Origin of the sequence: Clostridium tertium, from assembly GCF_017873245.1 — a bacterium.
In the GTDB taxonomy this organism is placed as follows: Bacteria; Bacillota; Clostridia; order Clostridiales; family Clostridiaceae; genus Clostridium; species Clostridium tertium.
In genome coordinates, this window is record NZ_JAGGJY010000011.1 from 52906 (window position 1) to 77715 (window position 24810).

Consider the following 24810-nt stretch of genomic DNA (forward strand, 5'->3'; position numbering starts at 1 on the left):
ATGCTTTTTGGATTTAAAATTATTTTTGGATTTAAGATTAATATAATGTAGAAGAAAGTAAGGAGTATTGGGAAAAATGTGGAATTTTTATTTAAGCTATGTTATAATGTACTGAAAAATTGCATATGGGTATTAAATGAATGAAATAATAGTAATATTCTAATTATTTCATTTTTATTTATATTGAAAAGAATTAAAAGAAAAGGAGTGAACACGCAGCAATGAAATTATTATTAAAGTATTTAAAAAATTATAAGGCGCTTCTTATACTAAATATTATATCTGTCTTTGGCTTTGCATTAGTTGAATTAGGAATACCAACTATAATGGCAAAAGTTATAGACAAAGGGATAGTAAATAGTGACATTAATTATGTAAAAAGAATGGGGATAATTATTTCAATTATTTCGGTTATTGGAGTTCTTGGAACAATACTTTTAGGATTTTGTTCATCAAGAATTTCTACAGGTATAACAAGAGATATTAGAAATGATATTTTTAAAAAGTCACAAGAATTTTCACATACGGAGTATGATAAGTTTGGAGTATCATCAATGATAACGAGAACTACAAATGATGCATTTGTACTTCTACAATTCACTAATACTCTTTTAAGAACAGCATTATTAACTCCAGTAATGTTTATAGTAAGTTTAATAATGATTCTTAAAACAAGTCCTTCATTATCTGTAGTTCTAGCCATAACTATTCCATTTATAATACTTGGAGTTATAGTTATAGCAAAGATATCTGAGCCATTATCAGAAACTCAACAAAAGAGACTAGATAAGCTAAACAGAATATCAAGAGAAAACTTAACAGGAATAAGAGTTATAAGGGCTTTTGGAAATGATAATTATGAAGGAAAAAGATTTGATGAAACTAATGAATTATATGCACAAGTTTCTAAAAAGCTTCATAAGCTCATGGCTATATCTCAGCCAATGTTCTTCTTCTTATTAAATTTAGCAATTATAGCAATATTTTGGGTATCAAGTAAAATGATAAATGTAGGAACTCTTCAAGTAGGACAATTAGTAGCATTTATTGAGTATTTATTTCATGCCATGTTTTCAATTATGTTATTTTCAATGGTATTTATAATGTATCCTAAAGCACAAGTTTCAGCTAATAGAATTAAGGAAATATTAGATGAAGATCCTATAATAAAGAGTCCAGAAAATGGAGTTAAAGATACAGAAATTAAAGGATTAGTAGAATTTGATAATGTATCGTTTGTATATCCAAATGGAGAAGAAGCAGTACTTAAAGATATTTCTTTTACTGCTAAAAAGGGTGAAACAATTGCTTTTATAGGAAGTACAGGGAGTGGAAAAAGTACATTAATAAATCTTATTCCAAGATTTTATGATGTTACGAAAGGTAGTATTAAAATAGATGGAGTGGATGTAAGAGATTATGAGTTAAAGGCATTACGTAAAAAAATTGGGTTTATACCTCAAAAGACGCTTTTATTTACTGGTAGTATAGCAAGTAATATTAAGTTTGGTAAGAAAAATGCAGATACTGGAGAAGTTGAATATTCTGCAAAGGTTGCACAAGCTTATGATTTCATTTCACGTAAACCTAAAAAATTTGATGAAGTAATAAGTGAAGGTGGATCAAACGTATCAGGAGGACAAAAGCAAAGACTTTCAATAGCTAGAGCAATAGTTAGAAAACCAGAAATATATATATTTGATGATAGTTTTTCAGCTTTAGATTTTAAAACAGACGCTATTTTAAGAAAGAGACTTAAATCAGAAACTAAGGATTCAGTAGTGCTAATAGTAGCACAAAGAATTGGTTCAATAATGGATGCTGATAAAATAGTAGTATTAAATGAAGGAGAAGTAGTAGGTATTGGAACTCATAAAGAATTACTTAAGACTTGTGAAATTTATCATGAAATAGCATCATCACAACTTACAGAGGAGGAACTTGCATAATGAATAGATTTAAAGCAGTAGTGAAGAAAATTACTCCTTTTGTAAATAAATATAAATGGTCATTCTGTGGAGCAATACTATTTATAGTATCAGCAGCAATATTCACAGCATTAGCTCCAAGAACAGAAGGTTTAATTATTACACAATTGACTAAGGATTTTGAAGCCATTATAAAAGGAGTTCAAGGAGCTTCAGTTAATTTTAACTATATTATAAAAATTTTAATTTTGTTATTCCTTGTTTATATAGGTAGTGCAGGATCTACATTTATAGCTAGTTTCTTATTAACCAATGCAATCCAAAATACAATGAAGGATATAAGAAATACAGTACAAAAGAAAATAAGTAAGCTACCTATAAAGTATTTTGATGGTAACAGTTATGGGGATGTATTAAGTCGTATTACAAATGATGTAGATACTATTTCCAATGCTTTGCAACAAAGTTTTGTTCAAGTAGTTAATGCATTTTTATCATTAAGCTTAGCACTTATAATGATGTATTCGATAAATGTAAAACTTGCACTTTTAGCAACTATTATAATTCCATTAAGTATTTTAATTACAAAGATTATAGTAAATAAATCACAGAACTTATTTAATAAACAACAAAAAGCTTTAGGAAAACTTAATGGTAAAGTACAAGAAATGTATACTGGTTTTAATGAAATTAAATTATATGGAAAGCAAGAAGATGCAATAAAAGAGTTTATGGATGTAAATGAAGAACTTAGAGCCACAGGATTTAAGGCACAATTTATATCAAGTATAATGTCACCATTGGTTGGACTTGTTAGCTATTTGGGAATTGCAGCAGTTGGAGTAACAGGAGCTATAACAGCAATAGCAGGAGGAATAACGGTAGGTAACCTTCAAGCATTTATACGTTATATATGGCAAATAAATCAACCTTTATCACAAGTAACACAGTTATCATCAGCAATACAATCAGCAGTTGCAGCAGCTCATAGAGTATTCGAATTCTTAGATGAAGAAGAAGAAATAAAGGATATAGAAAAAGCTGTAAAACTTGATAGTCCAAAAGGAAATGTAACTTTTGAACATGTAAGGTTTGGATATAATGACGATAAGATTTTAATAGAAGATTTAAGTGCAGAAGTTAAAAGTGGCCAAATGGTTGCAATAGTTGGACCAACAGGGGCTGGAAAAACTACATTAATTAATCTTTTAATGAGATTTTATGAAATTAAAGGTGGATCAATAAAAATAGATGGAGTAGATATAAGGGATATGAAACGAGAGGATTTACGTTCAATATTTGGAATGGTGCTTCAAGATACTTGGTTATTTAACGGAACTATATATGATAACATAGAGTATGGAAGATTTGGAGCAACAAAAGCAGAAATAGTAGAAGCAGCTAAAATAGCTAATGTTCATCATTTTATAAAAACTCTTCCTGATGGATATAACATGTTCTTAAATGAAGAGGCATCTAATATTTCACAAGGTGAAAAACAACTTTTAACAATAGCTAGAGCAATACTTAAAGATCCAGCTATATTGATCTTAGATGAAGCAACAAGTTCTGTAGATACAAGGTTAGAATTATTACTTCAAAAAGCTATGAGAAATATAATGAAGGGAAGAACTAGCTTTGTAATAGCTCATAGACTATCAACAATAAGAAGTGCTGATTTAATATTAGTTATAAATGATGGTAATATAATTGAACAAGGAACACATGAAGAATTAATGAAAAAAGGTGGCTTCTATGAAAAATTATATAACAGCCAATTCGCTGATAAAGAAGCATCAAATTAATAACTACAAATTATTAGTATCCTATAATAAATAAGTGCATAATTTATATTATAAATAATTATGTCTTTAGGAGTAGGATATTGAAATCTAAAAAGACCTACAATAGTAAAAAGGATAAAAATCAGTGTTCTGCTTCAAGAGAAGGAAGTGGTTTTGAGAGAGATTATTCTTCAGAATTAAAAAAGAGTTATGAAGTAGAAAATAAAAGAAGTAGAATAAATAAAAATAAACAAGGCATTCATGATAGGCATACTATTAAAGAGAGATCAGGTAATAAAAAAATAAGGTTTAAAGATAAGGATAGAATAGCAGAAGATATTAAAAATGATACAGAAGCAGAAGTAAAGAATAATAATGAAGAAGAAAGTAATGATTCTCAAAATAATGCAAATGTACCTAATAGAGATGAGTTATTATCTCAATTAGGTACATTGAATTTATCTATAGATACATTATACATTATAATAATGGCTACACTTTTAAACCTTTATTATTTATATAGTTTAAGGGCAGGAGTTTCAGATCAATTATTTGACACAAATGAATCTGAAAATTTTATTGATACAAAGAATTTTCCTAGAATAACAAATGCAATGTTTCTTTATTCTACAGGAGTATTTTTAAATATTAATTATAAGGGTTTAGAGGATGCAAGGAGAGCGAGTAGAGAAACTAATGATAAAAGAGCTGTAATTAGAGCTTGGAAATCATTTTTATCTAGTTTATTAATTTTTATTGCAACTGCTATAAGTAGAGATAATTTAGAATTGTAATATAAAAAAGAGCCGTAATATTGAAGTGCACCTTAGATATAAATATTTAACATCTAAGGTACAAATCATATCTACGGTTCTTATCATTTATATATAAATTTTAAATTTATATATAAACTTAAGTAGAAATTTTTATTAATATATTTTAAACTTATTAAGTTTATATAATATTGACTTAGTTAATATACTTAAATTTTCAGATGAATCAGCAACTCTCTCACTTGAGGTAGATAATTCACTTGATGAAGCATGTATTTCTTCTGTAGCAGCACTTAATTCTTCAGAAATAGCAGAAGAATTAGTTATATTTTCTATTATATTCTGTTTTCGTTTAGAAATAATTTCATCAAAACTAAGCATAGCTTTTGTTGTTTTAGTTATTTGATTTTGGAATAAGGAACTTATTGTATCATTTTCTTTTACAATAACTGAAGTTTGGTTAAGTACATTTTTTACTATTGAAGTAATTTCTCTTGATGAAGTTTTACTTTCTTCAGCTAGTTTTCTTATTTCATCAGCAACAACTGCAAATCCTTTTTCAGCCTCCCCAGCTCTGGAAGCTTCAATAGCAGCATTTAAAGCAAGAAGATTAGTTTGTTCAGAAAGAGAGTTCACTACGTCAGTTATTGATGTAATGGTATTTATATTTTCCTTCATGCTTGAAATAGTATCACTAAATATTTTGAAATTCTTCTCTAGGGATTTCATAGTTAATACTAGTTCACCTATATCTTCATTAGATGAAGTAGATTTATTATTAATATTAGTTACCATAGTATTAATGTTAGAAATAGATGCAATTGTGGAAGTTAAATTAGCATCAAATGTATCTATATCAGCTGTAATATTAGAAAGCTGATTATCTTGGCTATATGTTCCTTGTGAACTTTCCTTTGTAGCAGCAATAATATTTTTACATGAAGTTAAATAATTCTCAGATATATTGGTTAGGCTTAATGTTTCTTCTTCTAAAGTATTTGATGAATCTTTGATTGAAGAAATCATATCTTTTAGTGAATCTTGTGATTTATCTATTGAAGAAAGTCTTTCTCCTATTTCATATGTTTTATTTAATTCTTTATTAGGTAATACTTATGAGAAGTCACCTTTTGCAAAATTTGAAATTATACTAGAAGTTAATTTTAATCTTTTACTAAGTTTATTAGAGAATCTGTAAGCTAGTATCATTGCGATAACTAGTGATATAATTCCAATAGTAATAACTATTTTTAGGATTGTATTTACTACCATAAATAGATCATTACTATCAACCATAAGGCCTATTGACAAATTAAGTTCAGGAATACTATAGTAAGAAATTACTCTTTTATCACCATTAAATTTATATTCACCATATCCATTTTCACCAGCTTTCATTTTTTAAAAGTTTTTATCTAGTTCTGATAATTCAGTATTTGTTTTAGCTATTTCAATTACATTTTCTCCCTCTTGGACTCTTTTATAATCATAATGACCTATCGTTGTACCATTACCATCTATTAAGCAGGTTTTTCCTGTTTTTCTAAATGTTATTGTGCTTATTTTATCGAATACTTCTTTAGCATCTCTAGCAAAAGATAATACCTCTACTATTTGATCATTATTTTTTATTGGAGCAGAATAAGCCATTAGAGTTTTTTAGTAGTTTTATCAGTCAATGGGCTACTAACTGTTGAAGTACCAGACATAGCCGTTTTAAAATAGTCTCTATCAGAAATATTAACAGTTTGTCCACCGCTATTTAAGCCGTTTCCAGATTTATCAGCAATTAATATTCTATCTAAATTATATTGAGATATATATCCATTAAGAGATACTAAATTTTTTTGAATATCTGAATATGAAGACATAATAAATGAAAATACAAGATTAATTTGGCTATCTAATCCTCATAATCCAAATGGAACATTTTTAAATGATGAAGATATAGTATCATTTTTAGAAAAAGTTCCTTCATATGTTAAAGTAGTTTTAGACGAAGCATATATAGAATTTTTAGAAAAGGATCCATTAGATTCTTTAAAGATTTATAAATAGTTTTCTAATGTAATAATATTAAGAACTTTCTCAAAAGCATACGGGTTAGCTGGAGTGAGAGTAGGATATGGAATAGCTAGATCAAGCATAATTGATGAATTTAAGTTTGTTATTGGACATTTTGACTTAAATTCATATGCTCAAAATTTAGCAGTTAGAGTTATAAAGGAAAAAGAGTATGTAGAACAAGTAAGGATTAAAAATAAAGAAGCACTTCATATGTACGAAACTACCTTTAAAGAACTTAACATAGAATATATTAAATCATATGTATCTTTTATTATGTTCAAATTAGGAGAGAAAGCAAGTGAGTTAGTAGATTTCCTACAAAGAAATAGAATAATAGTAAAAGACGGAAAACTAATCGGCATGAACGGGTTCGTTAGAATTTCAATGGAAACTGAAGAACAAAATAGGATAGTTATAGATAATATAAAGAAGTTTTTAACGCATAATTATTAAATAGCGTGATTAAAAAGTTAATAATTTTAGAAAATAAAAGGAAAGCTATTTGTTTCATAGCTTTCCTTTTATAATTAATATGAGAATCCTTGATTATATGAAGAAGCATTATTATCTTTTGCAAAATAATATCTAATGTTAATTGAGTAGAAGCATCTTCACTAGGTAATGATAGAATTTGAGATAAAGAATATCCATCTTTTTAATGCATATTAATTAAGTCAATGTAGGAATCAATTTCTTTTCCATCATAGTAAAATTTATAGTTTATTATGTTTACTTTTAGTATTTTATATTTCATATAGCGCAGCCCATTTTTATAAATTTATAAATATTATATATTAAGTGGAAATGAATTTATATATAATTATTATAAATTATAACAAATTATCAAAATATCAACTGTAAAAATCAGAATATACAAATACTATCTTTTCATATGCCTAGTAATATATCCACCTTTAAATTGAGTAGGCTCATAAGAAACTATAAAAGCATTTTTTTCCATAGACTGAATTATAGAAATAACTTCACTTTCTCTACTTCTATGAGATACAATTTCAAGTCTATATCTTTTTTCTTTATTAATTCCTTCTCCATTATAAGTAGTTACTCCAAAATTTAAACTTCTTAATTTATCAATTAATTCTTGATTGTAACTAGTTAAATTTACATGAATAGTTCTATATCCAATAGCAAGTTTTTCTTCTATTAAACCTCCTAGATATATTCCAATACCATATCCGAGTATATAAGCACCTATATTAAGGATATTACTTAAGTCAGAAAAAACAATACCTAAGCTTACTATATAAATTATAGCTTCAAGGAAAGCAAACATTGAAGCTTGAGCTTTCTTACCTTTAACAACAAATGTAGTTCTTAATGTTAAAAGTGGAACATAGACAAGTTGTAAAATAAATATGGTTAATGCATTTAGCAATTTAATACCTCCTTTTCATTGAAATTTAAATTTCCTATATTATAAATCAACAATATATTTATTTCATGTAAGAAAATGTTAGTTATATATAACATAAGAAAGTTTTAAAGAGAATAAAGGAGATAACAGTTTATTTTAGAATTAATTATATTAGGAATTGAAGTCATAATAAATTATTTAGATAGTAAGTTAAAAATGTTTTTGAAGCTTAATTAAAAATTTAATTTATATGTACACATTTTACTATTTTAATTGTCTTATTTAAGAAAGGGTTAGAATACTAAAGGAGGAAATATGGACAAAGATTTTATTATAAATTTATATAAAAAGCAATTTAATGTTATATGTCTATATTTAGTAAAAAGTGGATGTAAAATTAATGATGCAGAAGACATAGTTCATGATAGCTTTATAAAGGCCTAGGATAGGGCATAAAACTTTATATAATGAAATAATGGAAAGAAGAAAAACTTCATTTGAAGATGCAAAAATTTTAGGAGTAGTAGTTCATGGGACAAAGGAAGAATTGATTGAACTTATAAATAATCCTTTAATAAAAGCAACATCATTTGGTGTTATTACAGATCCGATATATTAATTGTAAAGTTATATTTTAATTAAAGTTATCTAATTTAAGATTCATTTTTTAAAAATTTGGGTAGCGTATTTTATAAAATATTAAAGAGTTATGATTAATGGACTGATACTCTTAATAGGAATATATTAAAAGGTAAAAATGGCTAGATTTAAAATAAATCTAGCCATTTGAATTTATATTATTAAGCTTTTATCCAATCTACAACACCAGGAGTTAGTGATGCAACATCATCCTTGTCAACCTTAGTTACAAAAAGCAAATCATTAGGTTGTAAGAATGCTTTAATCTTTTCTGAAATTTCATTAGCTGAAACATCAGTTTTAAGTAAATAGCTATCAGGCATAAAATTAGCCCAAGCTCCAAGTGATTTTATTGTTGCAATTATATCATAGTCATCACGATGATGGTGATGATGTTCGTGATCATGATTGTGATCGTGAGAATCACAACCACATGAATGAGAATCTTCACTTAAATAAAATGTTATTGCATAAACTGTCATAGTTACCACCTCAAATTAGTATTTTTTATAATAATAATATATATCTTGTCCAAAAGCTAGTAATATTATTAAATAATTTTATTTAAAGAATAAAATTAAATAATTATAGTAGAATACATTTAATTGATAAATCAAATAATATTATAAAAGATTAATTTAAGAGGGATAGTTGTAAAGTATAATTTTTGCAACATCCTTCTTTTATATTTTTATTGATGGAGGCTTTAATATGAAACTTGGAAGTATTAATAATTTAAAGAAGTATTATGGTGATAGATTATTACTTGATATAGATAAATTTGAAATAATTGAAGGAGATAGAATTGGAATAGTAGGGGAAAATGGAGTAGGAAAATCCACTTTAATAAAAATATTAATAGGTGAAACAAAAGCTGATGAAGGAAATATTTATATTACAGATAGTTATTCTTATATTAGTCAAAGAGAAGAGTGGTGCAAAATTGACTGGGAGGGGAAATTAAAAGGTATGCTTCATGTTCCAGATGAATATGATGATTACTTATCTGGAGGGGAAAAGGTTAAAATGAGGATAGTCAAGGCTTTTGAAGAAAATAGTAGTCTTATAATAGCAGATGAACCTACTTCTAATTTAGATGTTGAAAGCGTTAAGCTTTTAAATAAAATGTTTAAGAAGTATAAGGGAGCATTGCTTATTGTTTCTCATGATAGAAATTTTTTGGATGATTTATGTAATAAGATTGTTGAAATTGAATATGGAAAGCTGACTATATATAGTGGAAATTATAGCGATTATCTTAATCAAAAAGAAGAAAATAGAAAAGTTAATGAAAGAGAATATAATAAATATATTCATGAAAAATCTAGATTAGAAAAAGCCATATCAGAAAAGGAAGTATTAAGAGATAGAATTAAAAAAGCTCCCAAAGGAATGGGACCATCAGAAGCTAAAACTATAAAAATGGGTGATCAAAGAGGAAAGAAGAATATAGATAATAATATAAAATCAATTAAGAGCAGAATAGATCAGTTAGAGGTTAAAGAAAAACCAAAAGATACAAAAAAAATTATAATTAACATTGTACCAAGTATGAAGTTGAATTCTAAAGTTCCTATTGAGATAGAGGATTCAGAAATTTATGTGAAAGATAAATTATTAATAGATGATGTTAATTTAAAAATAAAACAAGGAAGAAAAATTGCTTTGATAGGGGAAAATGGTTGTGGTAAAACAACTTTATTAAAATATATAATTAATGAAAATAGTGATAAAGTTAAAATTTCGAGTAATGTGAAAATAGGGTACTTTGATCAAGGACAAAACATTTTAGAAGATAATAAAAGTATTTTAGAAAATATAAAGGAAGATTCATCTTACGATGAAACTTTTATAAGAATTAATTTAAGTGAATTTGGATTTAAAGATAAAAGTGTATATAAAAAAGTCGCTGATTTAAGTGGAGGAGAAAGGGTAAAGGTAGGGCTATGTAAGGTGATCTTATCAGATAATAATATATTAATACTAGATGAACCAACCAATTATTTAGATATTAAATCTATAGAGGCATTAGAAAATGCTTTAGTAAATACTGATAAGACTATTATTTTAGTATCTCATGACATAAGATTTGTTTCAAATATATGTAATTATATTATTGAAATTAAAGAAAATAAACTACATGAATTTGATGGAGGTTATAGCTTCTATTTAGATCATAAAAATATTGATAGTGTTGATATTAATAAAAAGAAGTGTGAAGAGGAATTGCTAGTTTTAAAAAATAGATTAACAGAGGTTATTTCACTATTATCATTAGAAACAAATAAAGTTAAAAAAGAAGAATTGGATTTAGAATATAAAAATTTACTGGATAGAATTAAAAATGTACAACAATAATACATAAAAACTATATGAAAAATTGTATTGTTATTATAAAATAAGTAAAAGGCTAAAAACATAAAAGGGGGACTATATGAGTAAATTAGATGAAATATTAGAATTTAATAAAGACTTTGTAGAACATAAAGATTATGAGCAATACATAACTTCAAAAGATCCTAAAAAGAAGATTCTTATCTTATCTTGTATGGATACAAGGCTTACAGATTTATTGCCTAAAGCATTAAATTTAAAAAATGGTGATGCTAAAATTGTAAAAAATGCTGGAGCAGCAATTATGCATCCTTTTGGAAGTGTAATTAGAAGTATAATTGTTGGAATTTATGAATTTAATATAGATGAAATTTTTGTGATTGGACATCATGGCTGTGGAATGTGTAATTTAGACACAGATAAGTTATTGCAAAAGGCTATTGATAGAGGAATTTCAAAAGAATCTTTATATACACTTTGTAATGCTGGAATAGATATTAAAAAATGGTTGCATGGATTTGATTCGGTTGAAGAATCTATAAAAGATAGTGTTACTTTAATTAAGAAACATCCATTAATGCCAGAAGGTATATCTGTTCATGGACTTGCAATAGATCCTGAGACAGGAAAGTTAGACTTAATAGTTAATGGATATAATAAATAAATTGCAAATATAAAGTCTATGATAACTAGATATAGTCCATAAGCTAAATAGCTACTCAGGAATTGAATACTTAGTGAAGCTAGCTGACTTAGTATGAAAGCCCATCTGCTGAAGCTTGTCTGAAGTATATGTCCTATTAAAATTCGAAAAAACTACTATGCAAAGAGTTTTGGTTAACTCTCTACGCTCAAACAATTAAGCAACATTAAGGCCTAGTAGTTTTTCCTTCACCAAGTATCTCTAATTGCTGGCTATATGCTTATTCAACCGTCTATGTATCTTTGCCAATTTATACTTCTAAGTTAAATTAATAATGGAAAAGTGAAAGAGTTTAGGAAAAGATCCTTAACTTTTTCACTTTTTAATTTTTCACTTTTTAATTAATATATTTATTTATAAATATATTAATTGTGGACCAGTAAAGTTCAGGATTTACTTTAGATGCTTTAGCATGTCCGGCACCTTTTATGGTTAATTTTTCCCTTTCTGAACTTGTAGCATTATAAAGTTCATCCATCATTGAGTAAGGAACGAAATCATCTTCATCTCCGTGAATGAATAATATTGGAGTTTTAGATTTTGCTACTTGTTTTAGTGTAGAAGCTTCTTTTAAAGTATAACCAGCTTTGATTTTTGTTACTACTGATGAAGCATTCATAACTGGAAAACTAGGTAATGAATATAGAACATCGAGTTGATGTGAAAATTGTTCCCAAACAGATGTATATCCACAGTCTGCTATAATAGCTTTTACGTTGTTTGGAAGTTTTTCGCCAGAAGTCATAGAAACTGTGGCTGCTCCCATTGATACTCCATGAAGAACTATTTCTGAAGTTGCATCAAACTTAAGAATTAAATTTATCCATTCAATAATATCTAATCTATCATCCCAACCCATTCCAATATAATCGCCTTCACTTTTACCATGAGCTCTTAGATCGGGAATTAAAATATTATATCCCATTTCATAGAAATTTCTAGCATAACCACTCATGTCTAATCCCTGACTTGTATATCCATGAACAGATATAACCCATTTGTTAGTAGGAATTTCGTTTAGTATTTTGTAACCATGAAGTTTTAGATTATCGAAGGAGGTTATGTATTCATTAGAAAAGTTGGATTTATTAATCAGCCAATCTACATTATCGTCAACAACTTCTCCACTAGTTGACTTTGCTTCTTCTGGAGTGCCAAATATAGCATCCTTGGATACTGTTGGATTAAGAGCTAAATTATAAAAGAAATTACCTACAAATCCTAAAGCGCCTATAGATAAAGCACCTAATATACTAGTTGAAATTAATGCTGTTTTTTTCTTATTCATAGCTATCTCCTTAATTTATTAATGAAAGAGTTATTAAGCGTTATTTTAACATTTCTAAATAAATATAACAATAATTTTACAACGAATATTAGTAGAAAAAAGGTTAAATTTATATTAATAATATGATGAAATAGTATTAATATAGTATATAAATAGATAGGATTTAAAATTATGTAAGAGTATATAAAGGTGAAAAATAAATATGAATTTTATGAAAAGTGTTGACAATTTTTTAATTATTACATATGATATAAGAGAATTAACAATTTAATATTTCGGTAGGTGAGGTTACCACAAGGATAAGGGTTGCTGCCGCAAAATAGTGGAGACACTATGAGAAGGTTAGCAGTCTATGTCGAAGCCAAGGCATAGACTAATGCAATTTCATCGCCTTGTGAAGCTGAAGCTTGTACGATGATGAAGCAGTTTTCTGTTTTATGTTTTTTTGTGCAGTCTTTTATTATGATTGTATTAAGCTTGTAAGTTTATTTCCCTTACCATTAAGTTATTTTGGTAAGGGTTTTTTTATTGCTTTAATCCATTTTTATGTTTATATAGATAATTTGAATTTTAGGAGGTGAGAGGAATGGATGAAGAGAGTAGTAAGTGCATAGATCCACTAGGGAAAAATATGAATTTAATTAATTTGAGGAGCTATGATGCAGTGGCTTATACATCATTCATTCCTCTTACAATTTAAAATTGAATAATTGAAAGATAATATTTCTTTTTGGATCTATGTCTTACCTCTAAAAATATTTTAAATTTTTTAGGAGGATAGGACGATGAAAAAGAAGATATTTAGAAAAGTAATTACAGATGAAGTAAAGGTAAATTCAGGAGTTAATAGACTAATTTTTTCTTCAAAACAAGATGAAATGGGTATTTTAAAGAAGTATAACACAAGTTATAGTGGTTATGAGGAAAGTAAAGTTGAATTGATGAGAGAAAAATATGGAAAAAATGAAATTACTCATCAAAAAGGAGATTCTTTATTAAAAAGACTAGTAGAAGCATTTATTAATCCATTTACTATAATTTTATTAGCTTTAGCGATTATATCATTCATTACAGATATAGTAATTGTTGATCCAAGTGAGAAAGATGCAACATCAGTTATTATAGTGACTTCAATGGTCTTAGTAAGTGGTATTCTTCGTTTTGTTCAAGAAACAAAGTCAAATAAGGCAGCTGAAAAGCTTAGCGAAATGGTTAAAACAACTATAAGTGTGGAGCGTAAAGGCGTAGGAGCAAAAGAAATTCCTATTAATGAAATTGTAGTTGGAGATATAATTCATCTTGCAGCTGGAGATATGATTCCAGCAGATGTTAGAATACTAAAGGCAAAAGATTTATTTGTTAGTCAATCATCTTTGACTGGTGAAAGTGAGCCAATTGAAAAAGTAGACACAATTATTATTGGTGATAGTAAAAATCCTATAGAATTAAATAACTTAGCTTTTATGGGAAGTAATGTCATTAGTGGATCAGCAATAGCAATAGTAATTAATGTTGGTGATGATACAATATTTGGTTCAATGGCAAAACAATTAGTAGGAAAAAAAGTAACTACAAGTTTTGAAAAAGGTGTAAATTCAGTATCATGGGTATTAATTAGATTTATGTTAGTAATGGTTCCATTTGTACTATTTATGAATGGATTTACTAAGGGCAATTGGATGGAGGCATTTTTATTTGCTCTTTCAGTAGCTGTAGGTCTTACCCCAGAAATGTTACCGATGATAGTTTCAGCAAACCTTGCAAAAGGTGCAGTTTCTATGTCAAAAAAGAAAGTAATAGTAAAAGATTTAAATGCTATACAAAATTTGGGGGCAATGGATGTTCTTTGTACAGATAAAACAGGTACACTTACTCAAGATGAGGTAGTTTTAGAGTATTCTCTTGATATTCATGGAAAAGAAGATAACAGAGTGTTACGTCATGCCTTTCTAAATAGCTATCACCAAACAGGACTAAAGAATTTAATGGATATAGCTATAGTAAATCATGCAAATGAAAAAGATATGATTGAATTATGGCATGATTATAAAAAAGTAGATGAAATACCATTTGATTTTAGCCGTCGTCGTATGAGTGTAGTAGTTGAAGATAAAGCTGGAAAAACTCAATTAATAACTAAAGGTGCTATTGAAGAAATGCTATCAGTTTGCTCTCATGCAGAATATAAGGGGAAAATTGAAACTATTACAGAAGAAATTAAAAAAGAAATTTTAGATACTGTTTCTAGTTACAATAGTCAAGGAATGCGTATATTAGGAATTGCTCAAAAGAACAATCCATCAAGCGTAGGGGAGCTTTCAGTAAAAGATGAATCAGATATGGTATTAATAGGATATCTAGCATTTTTAGATCCACCAAAAAAAAGTACGGCTAATGCAATAAGAGCTCTTGAAGACTTTGGAGTTAATGTTAAAATTCTTACTGGAGATAATGATGCAGTAACATCCTCTGTTTGTAAGCAAGTTGGAATAAAGGTAAATAATTTATTACTTGGATCAGATATTGAAGAAATGGATGATGAATTATTAAGTGAAGTAGTGGAAGAAACAAATGTATTTGCTAAACTTTCTCCTAATCAAAAGACAAGAGTTGTTTCTGCTTTAAGAAATAATGGACATACTGTTGGCTTTATGGGAGATGGAATAAATGATGCAGCAGCTATGACAGAATCTGATGTTGGAATTTCAGTTGATACAGCAGTTGATATAGCAAAAGAATCAGCGAATATAATTTTATTAGAAAAAGATTTAATGGTATTAGAAGATGGAGTAGTAGAAGGTAGAAAGATATATGCTAATATTATTAAATATATAAAGATGACAGCAAGTTCAAACTTTGGGAATATGTTTTCTGTATTAGTAGCAAGTATATTTTTACCATTCTTGCCTATGTTACCAATACAATTACTAATGTTAAATTTAATTTATGATATTTCTTGTATAACTATTCCTTGGGATAACGTTGATGAAGAGTATCTAAAATTACCTCGTAAATGGGATGCAAGCTCAATAAGTAAATTTATGTTTTGGATTGGTCCAACAAGTTCAGTTTTTGATATAGCAACTTATATTTTAATGTATTTCTTTATTTGTCCATTAGTATTTGAAGGACAATATCATACATTAAATGAAGTGCAACAATTAGGATTTATGGGATTATTCCATGCAGGATGGTTTGTTGAATCATTATGGTCTCAAACTCTTGTAATTCATATGATTAGAACACCAGACATTCCATTTATTCAAAGTAGAGCATCATGGCAACTTACAACTCTAACAACATTAGGAATAGCAGTGGGAACTATAATTCCTTATACAGCTTTTGGAAAGGCTTTGGATATGTTTGCTATGCCGGCAATTTATTTTCCTTGTTTAATCGTAATAATAATACTTTATATGATATTAGCAACTATATTAAAAAAGGTATTTATAAAGAGATATGGTGAATTATTATAATATATTTATATACAAGTTTAAACCAAGTCATTTTATTGTGGCTTGGTTTATTTTATATAAGTTAATTTTATTGATTAATTTATAGAAATATGTTACTATACTTTTGAAAGAAACTTTCAAAAGTATAGTATAGAGGTATGATTATAAATATGAGAGAGTATAAATGTATTATTTTTGATTTAGATGGAACAATTTTAAATACAGAGAGAATGAATTTAATTCCACTTCAAAGGTTAATAAAAGAAGAGCTAGGTGAAGTCATTTCTTATGAAGATTTGCTTAAATATAAAGCATATGCAGGAAAGAGAACTTTAGAAGATCTTGGTTTTAAGGATATAGATAAATCTTATAAGAAGTGGGTACAGTATGTAAATGATTTTGAAGAAGGTGCTGTATTATATGAGGGTTTTGATGAAGTTATGAAAACACTAAATTCAAAAGGAATCATATGTGCTATAGCAAGTTCTAAAATGAAAGACCAATATGAAATAGATTTTGGACCTACTGGATTAAAAAAATATATTCAGTGTGAAGTTTTAGCAGATGATACAAAAAGACATAAACCATATCCTGATCCTTTATTAAAAGTAAGTGAAATATTAAATATAAGTCCAAAGGATTGTATGTATATTGGAGATACAATATTTGATTTTAAAGCAACTAAGGCTGCAGGGATGGATTTTGGTATAGCTATGTGGGGGGCTGATGACTTAGAGGGAATAGATGCTGATTATAACTTTAAAAATCCTAGTGATATTTTAAAGGAGCTAAATTTCTTATAATGAAAAAAATTGTAGGAAAACCAACAGAACTTAAAAATGTGAATACTTCATTAATAATGAACTCAATAAGGGCTAGAGGGAATGCAACCAGAGCTGAAATTACTAGGGATACAGGGTTAAGTCATACAACAGTAAGAGTTATTTTAAATGAGTTAATGGAAATAAATGAAATAATATCTGTAGGATTAGATGAATCTAGTGGTGGAAGACGAGCTGAAAGATATAAGATAAATCCTAATAAAAGATATTTAATAGCAATATCAATAGAAGAAGAGAAAATAATTTATAGAATTGTAAACACTTTAGGAGAAGTTTTAGAAGAAAATACTAAAATAATAGGAAGTTTAGAAGATATTGAAATTATAATAAATACAATAGAAGCCTTATATAGAGTTTATAACAATATAGAAGGCATTGGTATTAGCGTTCCTGGAGTTGTGACTGATGATGGATATTTATCTGGAATTAGAATGGAAGATTGGAAAGAAATAAAAATAAGAAAATATCTTAAAGAAAGATTTGATGTTCCGATACTATTAGAGAATGATATAAATTCTGCTTCTTTAGCATTTTATAATGATTATATAGAAAAAAATAAATGTGATCCTATTAGTCTTGTATATGTAAGCTTTACTTCATTAGGGGTAGGGGCTGGAATAGTACTAAATGGAAATGTTTTAAAAGGTGATAATGGATATGCTGGAGAAATTGGATTCATTCCTGTTGGAAATACTTTTCTAAATGCAATGATGATTAGCAATTTAGATGATGATGAGTACATTCAAGTAATTATAAATACTATTAAAACAATATCAGCAATAATTAACCCTAGTGTAGTTGTTTTAGGTGGAAGTAATTTTAAGTATTATATCAAAAATAGGATAATTGATATGTATACTAGAGAATTCAGCATAAAAACGAAAATATTGATACAAGAAAAAAATTGCAATTATTCATTAGAAGGAATAAAAGAACAATCATTAAGGTTAATAAATAAAGAAGTTAAGTTAATTAGAAATTAAATATAAGATTATTAGTATAGAGGGCGTCATAGCTTTGGCTAGCGTAACCAAAGTACTTTTTAATAAAATTAAGGCTATAACTATATAATATTAGTTATAGCTTTTTTATACTTTATAATGTTTCATATAAATTTACATAATGTTATAATTTACATAAAAATAACTGAGAGGTAGCTATTATGAGAGAAATATTATTAATAGAAGATGATTTAGATTTATCAAAACAACTTTCTTTATCTTTAGAGAAATGGGGATTTAGTGTAGAGATTATAGATAATTTTAGTGATATAGTAAAAGAATTTACTGAAAAGAAACCAAGTTTAATAATAATGGATGTTAATTTACCATACTATGATGGGTTTTATTGGTGCGAAAAAATTAGAGAAATATCTAAGGTGCCTATAATATTTTTATCTTCAAGAGATTCAAATATGGATTTAATTATGGGAATAAATAATGGTGGCGATGATTATATAACAAAGCCTTTTTCTATAGAAGTTTTAATAACTAAGATTAATGCATTACTAAGGCGAAGCTATGATTATACTTTTTCAGATTCTGTTATTTATTATAAAGATACTATATTAGATATGGAAAAATGTACATTTAAATATGAAGATAATATTATTGAGTTAACAAAAAATGAAATGAAAATATTATCAATACTTATTAAAAATAAAGGTAAAGTAGTTTCAAGAGATAAAATTATGATGAGTTTATGGAATGATGATGAGTTTGTAAGCGATAATACATTAACTGTAAATGTAACTAGGCTAAGAGGAAGGCTTAAGGATGAATTAGGATTAAATGATTTTATAAAGACTAAGAAAGGGATAGGGTATATGATTTAATGGGCTTAATGAGATTTATAAAAGAAAAGAATATAAATATTATATTTTCAATAGCTTTGTTACTAGTAATAAACATATATTTAATTTCAATAAATTCATTCAATGGTCGAACTAGTGATTTAACTTATTTAGATTTCATTATAATTACTATATATTTAATATGGATATACATTGCTTATTTTAATTGGAAAAAGAAATATTACGATTTATATAAATCTATTTTAAATGAAAATGATATTTCTCTAGAAGATGTTAAAGAAAATTCTTTAGAAGAGGAGATTATTTTTAAGCTTATAGACAATAAAGATAAAAAGTATGATTTTAAAACTAAAGAATATGAAGAAAAATTAAGAGATATGGAAGAATATATTTCTAAATGGGTTCATGAAATAAAATTGCCAATAACAGCATTAAATATAATTTCAGAAGATATAGAGGATTATGATGCAGCAAGTAGCATAAAAAATGAAACAGAAAAAATTAATTTTCTAGTTAATTCGGTTATTTATGGAAGTAGAGCTACTGTAGCTTCAGAGGATATTTTTATTAAGGAAGAAAATTTGGGGGATATAGTTAAAAAATCTATAAGAAACAATTCATTTTTTTTAATAAAAAATAAGGTGGAAATTGTTACAAGTAATTTAAACTATAATATTCATAGTGATGGGAAATGGATTATTTATGTTATAGATCAATTAATTAATAATGCTATTAAATATTCAAAAGAAAATGGTAAGATAGAATTTTATGCAGAGGATAATAGAGAATATATAAAACTATGTATTAAGGATAATGGCATTGGCATAGAAAAAGAGGATATAGAAAGGATATTTAATAAAGGTTTTACAGGAAGTAATGGTAGAAATAAAGTATATAAATCTACTGGCATGGGACTTTATTTTACTAAGAAGGTATTAAACAAATTAGAACATGAAATTTCTGTGGAATCAATTAAGGGTGAATATACTTTATTTAATATATACTTTTATAAAATCTCCGATTATTTAAAGGTTACTAAAATGTAACATTAGAATAAAAAAGGTAAGGTTAAGTGAAGGAATCCAAATTAAAAAACTATTAAAATAAAATTAAAGTTAAAGTTAATTTTGGAGGAATTAGTTATGAAAGAAATTTTAAAGTTAAAAGATGTATCTAAGGAATATGGAGTTAGAGGGTTTAGAACAAGGGTTTTAAATAATATAAATTTTACTGTAAATGAAGGTGATTTTATTTCTATAATGGGGCCATCAGGAGCAGGAAAAACTACTTTGCTTAATTTAATTTCAAGCTTAGATAAACCAACAAAAGGTGAAATAATTCTTGATGGAAAAGATATAACAAAGATTAAGAATAAGGATTTATCTAATTTAAGAAGAGATAAAATAGGTTTTATATTTCAGGATTATAATTTGTTAGATAATATGAATTTAATGGATAACATAGCATTGCCATTAGCATTAGGAAAAAAGAAAACTAAAGATATAGAAAACAAAGTAATTAATATTGCAGAGATATTCGGTCTTAAGGAGCATTTAAAGAAGTATCCATATGAATTATCTGGAGGACAAAAGCAAAGAGGGGCAGCAGCTAGAGCCTTAATAACTGATCCAAAAGTAATTTTTGCAGATGAGCCTACTGGAGCATTAGATTCAAGATCATCATCAGATCTGCTAGAATCTTTAAGTAGAGCAAATAAGGAAGAAAATGCTACTATTGTTATGGTTACTCATGATGCTCTTACTGCAAGTTATTCTAATAAAGTTTATATATTAAGTGATGGAGAAATAAAGTGTCAATTAAATAAAGGAGATAATAGAAAAGAGTTTTATGTTAAGATAATTGATATGTTAGCATCTTTAGGAGGTGCTAAATAATGAGCGTATTCAATATAGCTTATAATAATTTCAAAAATAATATAAAAGTATATACTATGTTCTTTATCTCAATGATTTTTTCGGTGGTTATTTTAAGTAATTTCTTAATTATGATGGATGGAGAGGCAATGAAAGTCCTTGGTGATATGAATGAAGAATATAGCAAGCTTATTTTGCAAGTTATAACTGTCATTTTAGTTATATTTATGTTTTTCTTTATTTGGTATGCATCAAATATCTTCTTAAGAAATAGAAAAAAGGAAATTGGTATTTATGCATTTATGGGTCTTGATTCATCAGTAATAGGAAAGATATATTTTATTGAAATGATGTTAATTGGAGTAAGTGCATCAATAATTGGAACAACTATAGGAGTTGTCTTATCAAAGTTTTTTCAAATAGTAGTTTTTAAAATTGCAGACTTTAATATAGATGTGAAGTTTAATGTAAGCTTAAATTCAATAATTTATACTGTAGCAATTTTTATGTGTATCTTTTTATTTATGAGTATAAAAGGATTTATAAGTATAGTCAGAAGCAAAATTGTAGATCTTTTAAATGCAAATAAAAAACAAGAAAAGATGCCTAAAGTTAATTTTATTATATATATAATTGGAATAATTTCTTTATTTCTAATTGGATATGGATATTACTTAGTAAATGAAGAAGCAATGAATGCTCTTAAGACTTTAGTATTAGTTTGTATAGGAACATATGGATTATTTGGAGCTGTTTTCCCAATAGTGTTTAATTTCTTAATTAATAGAAAATCTATATTATATAAAGGATCAAATATTGTAACTATAAATAATTTAGCTTATAGATTTAAGAAAAACTATACTATTTATGCTACTATAGCTATACTAACAGCAACAACTACTACAGTTCTTGGAACAGCCTTTTCAATGAAGACAACATATGAAAATAGCCAAAGAAATATTACTTTATATTCTTTAGCAATTTCATCTACAGATGAGTTTAATTCAGAAGAAATAGCTGATAAATTAAAAGAAGTTGGAGAAGAAAAATATTCCTTAAATACTAAAGTACTAAAGGTTAATAGTACATTAAAAGATGTTCCGGAATATCAAAATGATGAATATATAGTAGTATCTTATGATAATTTATCTAATATATTGAAAGCAAATGGTGATGAGAAAGACTTAGATAAGTTTAATGAGGAAATGGTAGAAGGTAATAATGTTATATACATTGAAAGACCAGGTACTCTTATGAGCTTTTTAGCTAATACCAATGATATTACATTAAATGATGTTAAGTTTAATGTAAGCGAAAGTACTAGAATTAGAGTTTTTGGTGAAGCATTAAATTATGCTACTGTAATTGTAAATAATGATGAATATCAAAGACTAAAAGAAACAGCAACTGAGATAAACTTCTATGGTATTAAAATGGAAAATGAAGAAAATATAATTAATGTAATAGATGAAATAGGAAAAAATCTTAATTTAGAAACTACACATGGATATTATGGACAATTTGAATTGCAAAAAATAGAATGGGTAAAATTTGTTTATGCAATTGGAGGATTCTTATTTTTAGTAATGGCATTAGCAGAAGCTAGTATTATTTATATAAAAATTTATAGTGATGCAAATGAAGATAAGCAAAAATATAGAACTCTTTTAAGCATAGGAGCTTCAAAAAAAGATATAAGTAAATCTATAGGAAGAGAAGTTGCATTATTTTATTTCATTCCATTAGCAGTTGGTGCAATTCATAGTTATTTTGCAATTAATGCATTAGCTGATTTTATGAAAGAAAATTTAAATTCAGTATATTTACTGAGCTTAGTAATTTGCATAGTTATATTTATAGTTAATTGCATTATTTCAATCATAGGATTTAAAAAAATAATAGGAATAAAGAAAAATTAAGAATATAAAATTCATGATTGTTCAAAGCAATCGTGAATTTTTTGCTTTTTAAAAGAGTATTATATATGAATAAAAATAGTTTATATAACTGATAATAAGGTTATATAACTAAGAATAGGTTTATATAGAAAGGAGATAAAAATATGGATAATGCAATGTTCTGTTATCAATGTGAGCAAACTATGGGGGGCAAGGGGTGTACTAAAATGGGGGTTTGCGGTAAAACACCAGAAGTTGCAAATCTTCAGGATTTATTGATTTATCAACTAAAGGGAATATCATGTTATGCTAAACCATTAATTGATAAAGGTGAGCTTATAGATAAAACAATAGTTGAGTTTGTAGAAAATGGACTTTTTACAACACTAACTAATGTTAACTTTGATGTAGAAGTACATATACAAATGCTTAAAGATTCACAAAAAATAAAAGAATCATTACGAAGTAAAGCACCAAAAGGTGATTACCCTAATCCAGCTACATATAACTTAAGTGCTACTAAACAGGAAATGCTAAAGGATGCAGTTAAAGCTGGAATAATGTATGATCAAGAGTTAGATGCAGATATAAGATCATTAAGATCAACTATTCTTTATGGATTAAAAGGAATATCTGCTTACGGTCATCAAGCTAGATTTATTGATTTTTATAGCGATCAAGTTGATCAATTTTATTTTAGAGCATTAGAAATTATGACAAATGATAATGTTGAAGTTGAAGAATTAATACGTTGGGTAATGAGAACTGGAGAAATAGCTATAGAAGTTATGAGAGTTCTAGATGATGCTAATACAACTAGATATAAAAATCCAACACCTCACAAAGTAAATGTAAATATTAAAAAAGGACCATTTATAGTTGTTTCAGGTCATGACTTAAGAGATTTAGAAATGCTATTAGAGCAAAGTGAAGGAAAAGGAATAAATATATATACACATGGAGAAATGTTACCATCCCATGGTTATGATGGACTAAAAAAATATAAGCACTTAGTAGGAAACTTTGGATCTGCATGGCAAAATCAACAAAAGGAATTTGATAATATACCAGGTTGTATTCTTATGACAACTAATTGTCTAATGAAGCCAAGAGAAAGCTATAAAGATAGAATTTATAGTACTTCAGTAGTTGGATGGGATGGAATAGTGCATATAGGAAGAGATGAAAATGGATATAAGGACTTTTCAGAAATAATTGATAAAGCCCTTGAGTTAGGTGGATTTGAAGAAGATCAAGAAGAACACGAAATATTAGTAGGTTTTGCTCATAAATCAACTTTAAGTCATGCAGATAAGATAGTGGAATCAGTTAAGGAAGGTAAGCTAAGACATTTCTTTGTAATTGGAGGATGCGATGGAGCAAGACCAGGAAGAAATTATTATACAGAGTTTGCTGAACAAGTCCCAATGGATTGTATTATTTTAACTCTTGCTTGTGGAAAATATAGATTTAACAAGTTAGAATTTGGAGAAGTAAATGGATTGCCTAGACTTTTAGATGTAGGTCAATGTAATGATGTTTACTCCGCTGTGAAAATTTCAACAAGTTTAGCAGATGCTTTTGATACAGATGTAAATTCATTACCATTATCTATAATTTTATCATGGTATGAGCAAAAAGCAGTTGCAGATTTATTAGCATTATTGTCTCTTGGAATAAAAGGAATGTTCTTAGGACCATCATTACCAGCATTCATATCACCAAATGTTTTACAATACCTAGTAGATACATTTGATCTTAAACCTATTAGTACACCAGAAGAAGATTTAAAGACATGTCTTCAACAATTAGTATAATATAAATATTTTAGGAGATATAGTTATGCTATATCTTCTTATTTTTTTGATTCGTATTATACTTTGAAATTCTAGAAAAGGTTATGATATAAAGTTTTTATTATTTTAATGATTAAAGATTAAAATGATTATATGATGTTATATATGCAATTTTTAATTTAAGATTATAATTTCTCAAAATTTGATTTGAATCACATTTTTATTTTTAAAATTTTCTTAT

At 26.9% G+C, this 24810-nt stretch carries 23 protein-coding genes, 1 pseudogene and 1 riboswitch; of the genes and pseudogenes, 16 read left to right on the plus strand and 8 right to left on the minus strand.

Annotated elements, in window-relative coordinates; all coding sequences use genetic code 11:
* Positions 1-221: 221 nt before the first annotated feature.
* From J2Z25_RS12535 to J2Z25_RS12545, 3 genes are all read left to right on the plus strand, one after another.
* Positions 222-1949, plus strand: coding sequence for an ABC transporter ATP-binding protein (locus J2Z25_RS12535; protein WP_111928208.1), 1728 nt, complete (start codon positions 222-224; stop codon positions 1947-1949).
* A complete protein-coding gene (locus tag J2Z25_RS12540) occupies positions 1949-3733 on the plus strand; it encodes an ABC transporter ATP-binding protein (RefSeq protein ID WP_008677684.1) in 1785 nt (594 codons plus the stop codon). The genes J2Z25_RS12535 and J2Z25_RS12540 overlap by 1 nt, the downstream gene beginning before the upstream one ends.
* A gap of 80 nt (positions 3734-3813) precedes the next feature.
* Complete coding sequence (locus J2Z25_RS12545) at positions 3814-4506, plus strand: hypothetical protein (protein ID WP_209740842.1); 693 nt, start codon at positions 3814-3816, stop codon at positions 4504-4506.
* A 135-nt stretch (positions 4507-4641) separates the two neighbouring features.
* On the opposite strand, the gene J2Z25_RS12550 is transcribed toward J2Z25_RS12545, so the two are convergent.
* The 4 genes from J2Z25_RS12550 to J2Z25_RS12565 all read right to left on the minus strand — a co-directional run bounded on the left by J2Z25_RS12550 (position 4642) and on the right by J2Z25_RS12565 (position 6356).
* Positions 4642-5511, minus strand: coding sequence for a methyl-accepting chemotaxis protein (locus J2Z25_RS12550; RefSeq protein ID WP_209740843.1), 870 nt, complete (start codon positions 5509-5511; stop codon positions 4642-4644).
* Positions 5512-5598: 87 nt separating this feature from the next.
* Complete coding sequence (locus tag J2Z25_RS12555) at positions 5599-5883, minus strand: PDC sensor domain-containing protein (protein WP_209740844.1); 285 nt, start codon at positions 5881-5883, stop codon at positions 5599-5601.
* A 3-nt stretch (positions 5884-5886) separates the two neighbouring features.
* Positions 5887-6135 carry a PDC sensor domain-containing protein gene (locus tag J2Z25_RS12560; RefSeq protein WP_209740845.1) on the minus strand — a complete coding sequence of 83 codons (249 nt, stop codon included), beginning with the start codon at positions 6133-6135 and terminating at the stop codon, positions 5887-5889.
* On the minus strand, positions 6135-6356 hold the full coding sequence (locus J2Z25_RS12565; RefSeq protein WP_209740846.1) for a PDC sensor domain-containing protein: 222 nt from the start codon (positions 6354-6356) through the stop codon (positions 6135-6137). Before J2Z25_RS12565 ends, J2Z25_RS12560 begins: the two co-directional genes overlap by 1 nt.
* Before the next feature lie 22 nt (positions 6357-6378).
* On the opposite strand from J2Z25_RS12565, the pseudogene J2Z25_RS12575 reads away from it, so the two are divergent.
* Positions 6379-7005, plus strand: a pseudogene (locus tag J2Z25_RS12575) (pyridoxal phosphate-dependent aminotransferase).
* A gap of 427 nt (positions 7006-7432) precedes the next feature.
* On the opposite strand, the gene J2Z25_RS12580 reads toward J2Z25_RS12575, so the two are convergent.
* On the minus strand, positions 7433-7948 hold the full coding sequence (locus J2Z25_RS12580) for a DUF5698 domain-containing protein (RefSeq protein WP_008677691.1): 516 nt from the start codon (positions 7946-7948) through the stop codon (positions 7433-7435).
* Between the two features lie 294 nt (positions 7949-8242).
* Between J2Z25_RS12580 and J2Z25_RS18810 the strand changes: the two genes are divergently transcribed.
* The gene (locus tag J2Z25_RS18810; RefSeq protein ID WP_008677692.1) at positions 8243-8371 is read left to right on the plus strand and encodes a hypothetical protein; all 129 of its coding nucleotides are present in this window, start codon (positions 8243-8245) and stop codon (positions 8369-8371) included.
* Between the two features lie 31 nt (positions 8372-8402).
* Positions 8403-8546, plus strand: a complete 144-nt coding sequence (locus J2Z25_RS12585) for a hypothetical protein (RefSeq protein WP_209740847.1) — start codon at positions 8403-8405, stop codon at positions 8544-8546.
* A gap of 181 nt (positions 8547-8727) precedes the next feature.
* Here the strand turns inward: J2Z25_RS12585 and J2Z25_RS12590 are convergent, their stop codons facing one another.
* Positions 8728-9048 (minus strand): hypothetical protein, encoded by a 321-nt coding sequence (locus J2Z25_RS12590; protein ID WP_008677695.1) that lies wholly within the window; start codon positions 9046-9048, stop codon positions 8728-8730.
* A 229-nt stretch (positions 9049-9277) separates the two neighbouring features.
* On the opposite strand from J2Z25_RS12590, the gene cplR reads away from it, so the two are divergent.
* Positions 9278-10924 carry an ABC-F type ribosomal protection protein CplR gene (gene cplR / locus J2Z25_RS12595; RefSeq protein WP_209740848.1) on the plus strand — a complete coding sequence of 549 codons (1647 nt, stop codon included), beginning with the start codon at positions 9278-9280 and terminating at the stop codon, positions 10922-10924.
* A 76-nt stretch (positions 10925-11000) separates the two neighbouring features.
* The gene (locus J2Z25_RS12600; RefSeq protein WP_209740849.1) at positions 11001-11564 is read left to right on the plus strand and encodes a beta-class carbonic anhydrase; all 564 of its coding nucleotides are present in this window, start codon (positions 11001-11003) and stop codon (positions 11562-11564) included.
* Positions 11565-11615: 51 nt separating this feature from the next.
* Here J2Z25_RS12600 and J2Z25_RS12605 read toward each other — a convergent pair whose 3' ends face one another.
* Together J2Z25_RS12605 and J2Z25_RS12610 are read right to left on the minus strand one after the other, a co-directional pair.
* The gene (locus J2Z25_RS12605; RefSeq protein WP_209740850.1) at positions 11616-11759 is read right to left on the minus strand and encodes a hypothetical protein; all 144 of its coding nucleotides are present in this window, start codon (positions 11757-11759) and stop codon (positions 11616-11618) included.
* 181 nt (positions 11760-11940) lie between these two features.
* Positions 11941-12891 carry an alpha/beta hydrolase gene (locus J2Z25_RS12610; RefSeq protein WP_209740851.1) on the minus strand — a complete coding sequence of 317 codons (951 nt, stop codon included), beginning with the start codon at positions 12889-12891 and terminating at the stop codon, positions 11941-11943.
* 267 nt (positions 12892-13158) lie between these two features.
* A riboswitch (M-box (ykoK) riboswitch) is annotated at positions 13159-13317 on the plus strand.
* A gap of 359 nt (positions 13318-13676) precedes the next feature.
* Between J2Z25_RS12610 and mgtA the strand changes: the two genes are divergently transcribed.
* The 8 genes from mgtA to hcp all read left to right on the plus strand — a co-directional run bounded on the left by mgtA (position 13677) and on the right by hcp (position 24590).
* On the plus strand, positions 13677-16367 hold the full coding sequence (gene mgtA, locus J2Z25_RS12615) for a magnesium-translocating P-type ATPase (protein ID WP_209740852.1): 2691 nt from the start codon (positions 13677-13679) through the stop codon (positions 16365-16367).
* 149 nt (positions 16368-16516) lie between these two features.
* A complete protein-coding gene (locus tag J2Z25_RS12620; protein WP_245173335.1) occupies positions 16517-17149 on the plus strand; it encodes an HAD family hydrolase in 633 nt (210 codons plus the stop codon).
* Positions 17149-18171: an ROK family protein gene (locus J2Z25_RS12625; protein ID WP_209740854.1), complete on the plus strand. Its 1023-nt coding sequence runs from the start codon at positions 17149-17151 to the stop codon at positions 18169-18171. Before J2Z25_RS12620 ends, J2Z25_RS12625 begins: the two co-directional genes overlap by 1 nt.
* 179 nt (positions 18172-18350) lie before the next feature.
* Positions 18351-19022: a response regulator transcription factor gene (locus J2Z25_RS12630; protein WP_209740855.1), complete on the plus strand. Its 672-nt coding sequence runs from the start codon at positions 18351-18353 to the stop codon at positions 19020-19022.
* An 8-nt stretch (positions 19023-19030) separates the two neighbouring features.
* On the plus strand, positions 19031-20047 hold the full coding sequence (locus tag J2Z25_RS12635) for a sensor histidine kinase (protein ID WP_245173344.1): 1017 nt from the start codon (positions 19031-19033) through the stop codon (positions 20045-20047).
* Positions 20048-20143: 96 nt separating this feature from the next.
* Complete coding sequence (locus J2Z25_RS12640; protein ID WP_209740857.1) at positions 20144-20896, plus strand: ABC transporter ATP-binding protein; 753 nt, start codon at positions 20144-20146, stop codon at positions 20894-20896.
* Complete coding sequence (locus J2Z25_RS12645; protein ID WP_209740858.1) at positions 20896-22794, plus strand: FtsX-like permease family protein; 1899 nt, start codon at positions 20896-20898, stop codon at positions 22792-22794. The genes J2Z25_RS12640 and J2Z25_RS12645 overlap by 1 nt, the downstream gene beginning before the upstream one ends.
* 143 nt (positions 22795-22937) lie before the next feature.
* On the plus strand, positions 22938-24590 hold the full coding sequence (gene hcp, locus J2Z25_RS12650; protein ID WP_209740859.1) for a hydroxylamine reductase: 1653 nt from the start codon (positions 22938-22940) through the stop codon (positions 24588-24590).
* The last annotated feature ends 220 nt before the right edge of the window (positions 24591-24810 follow it).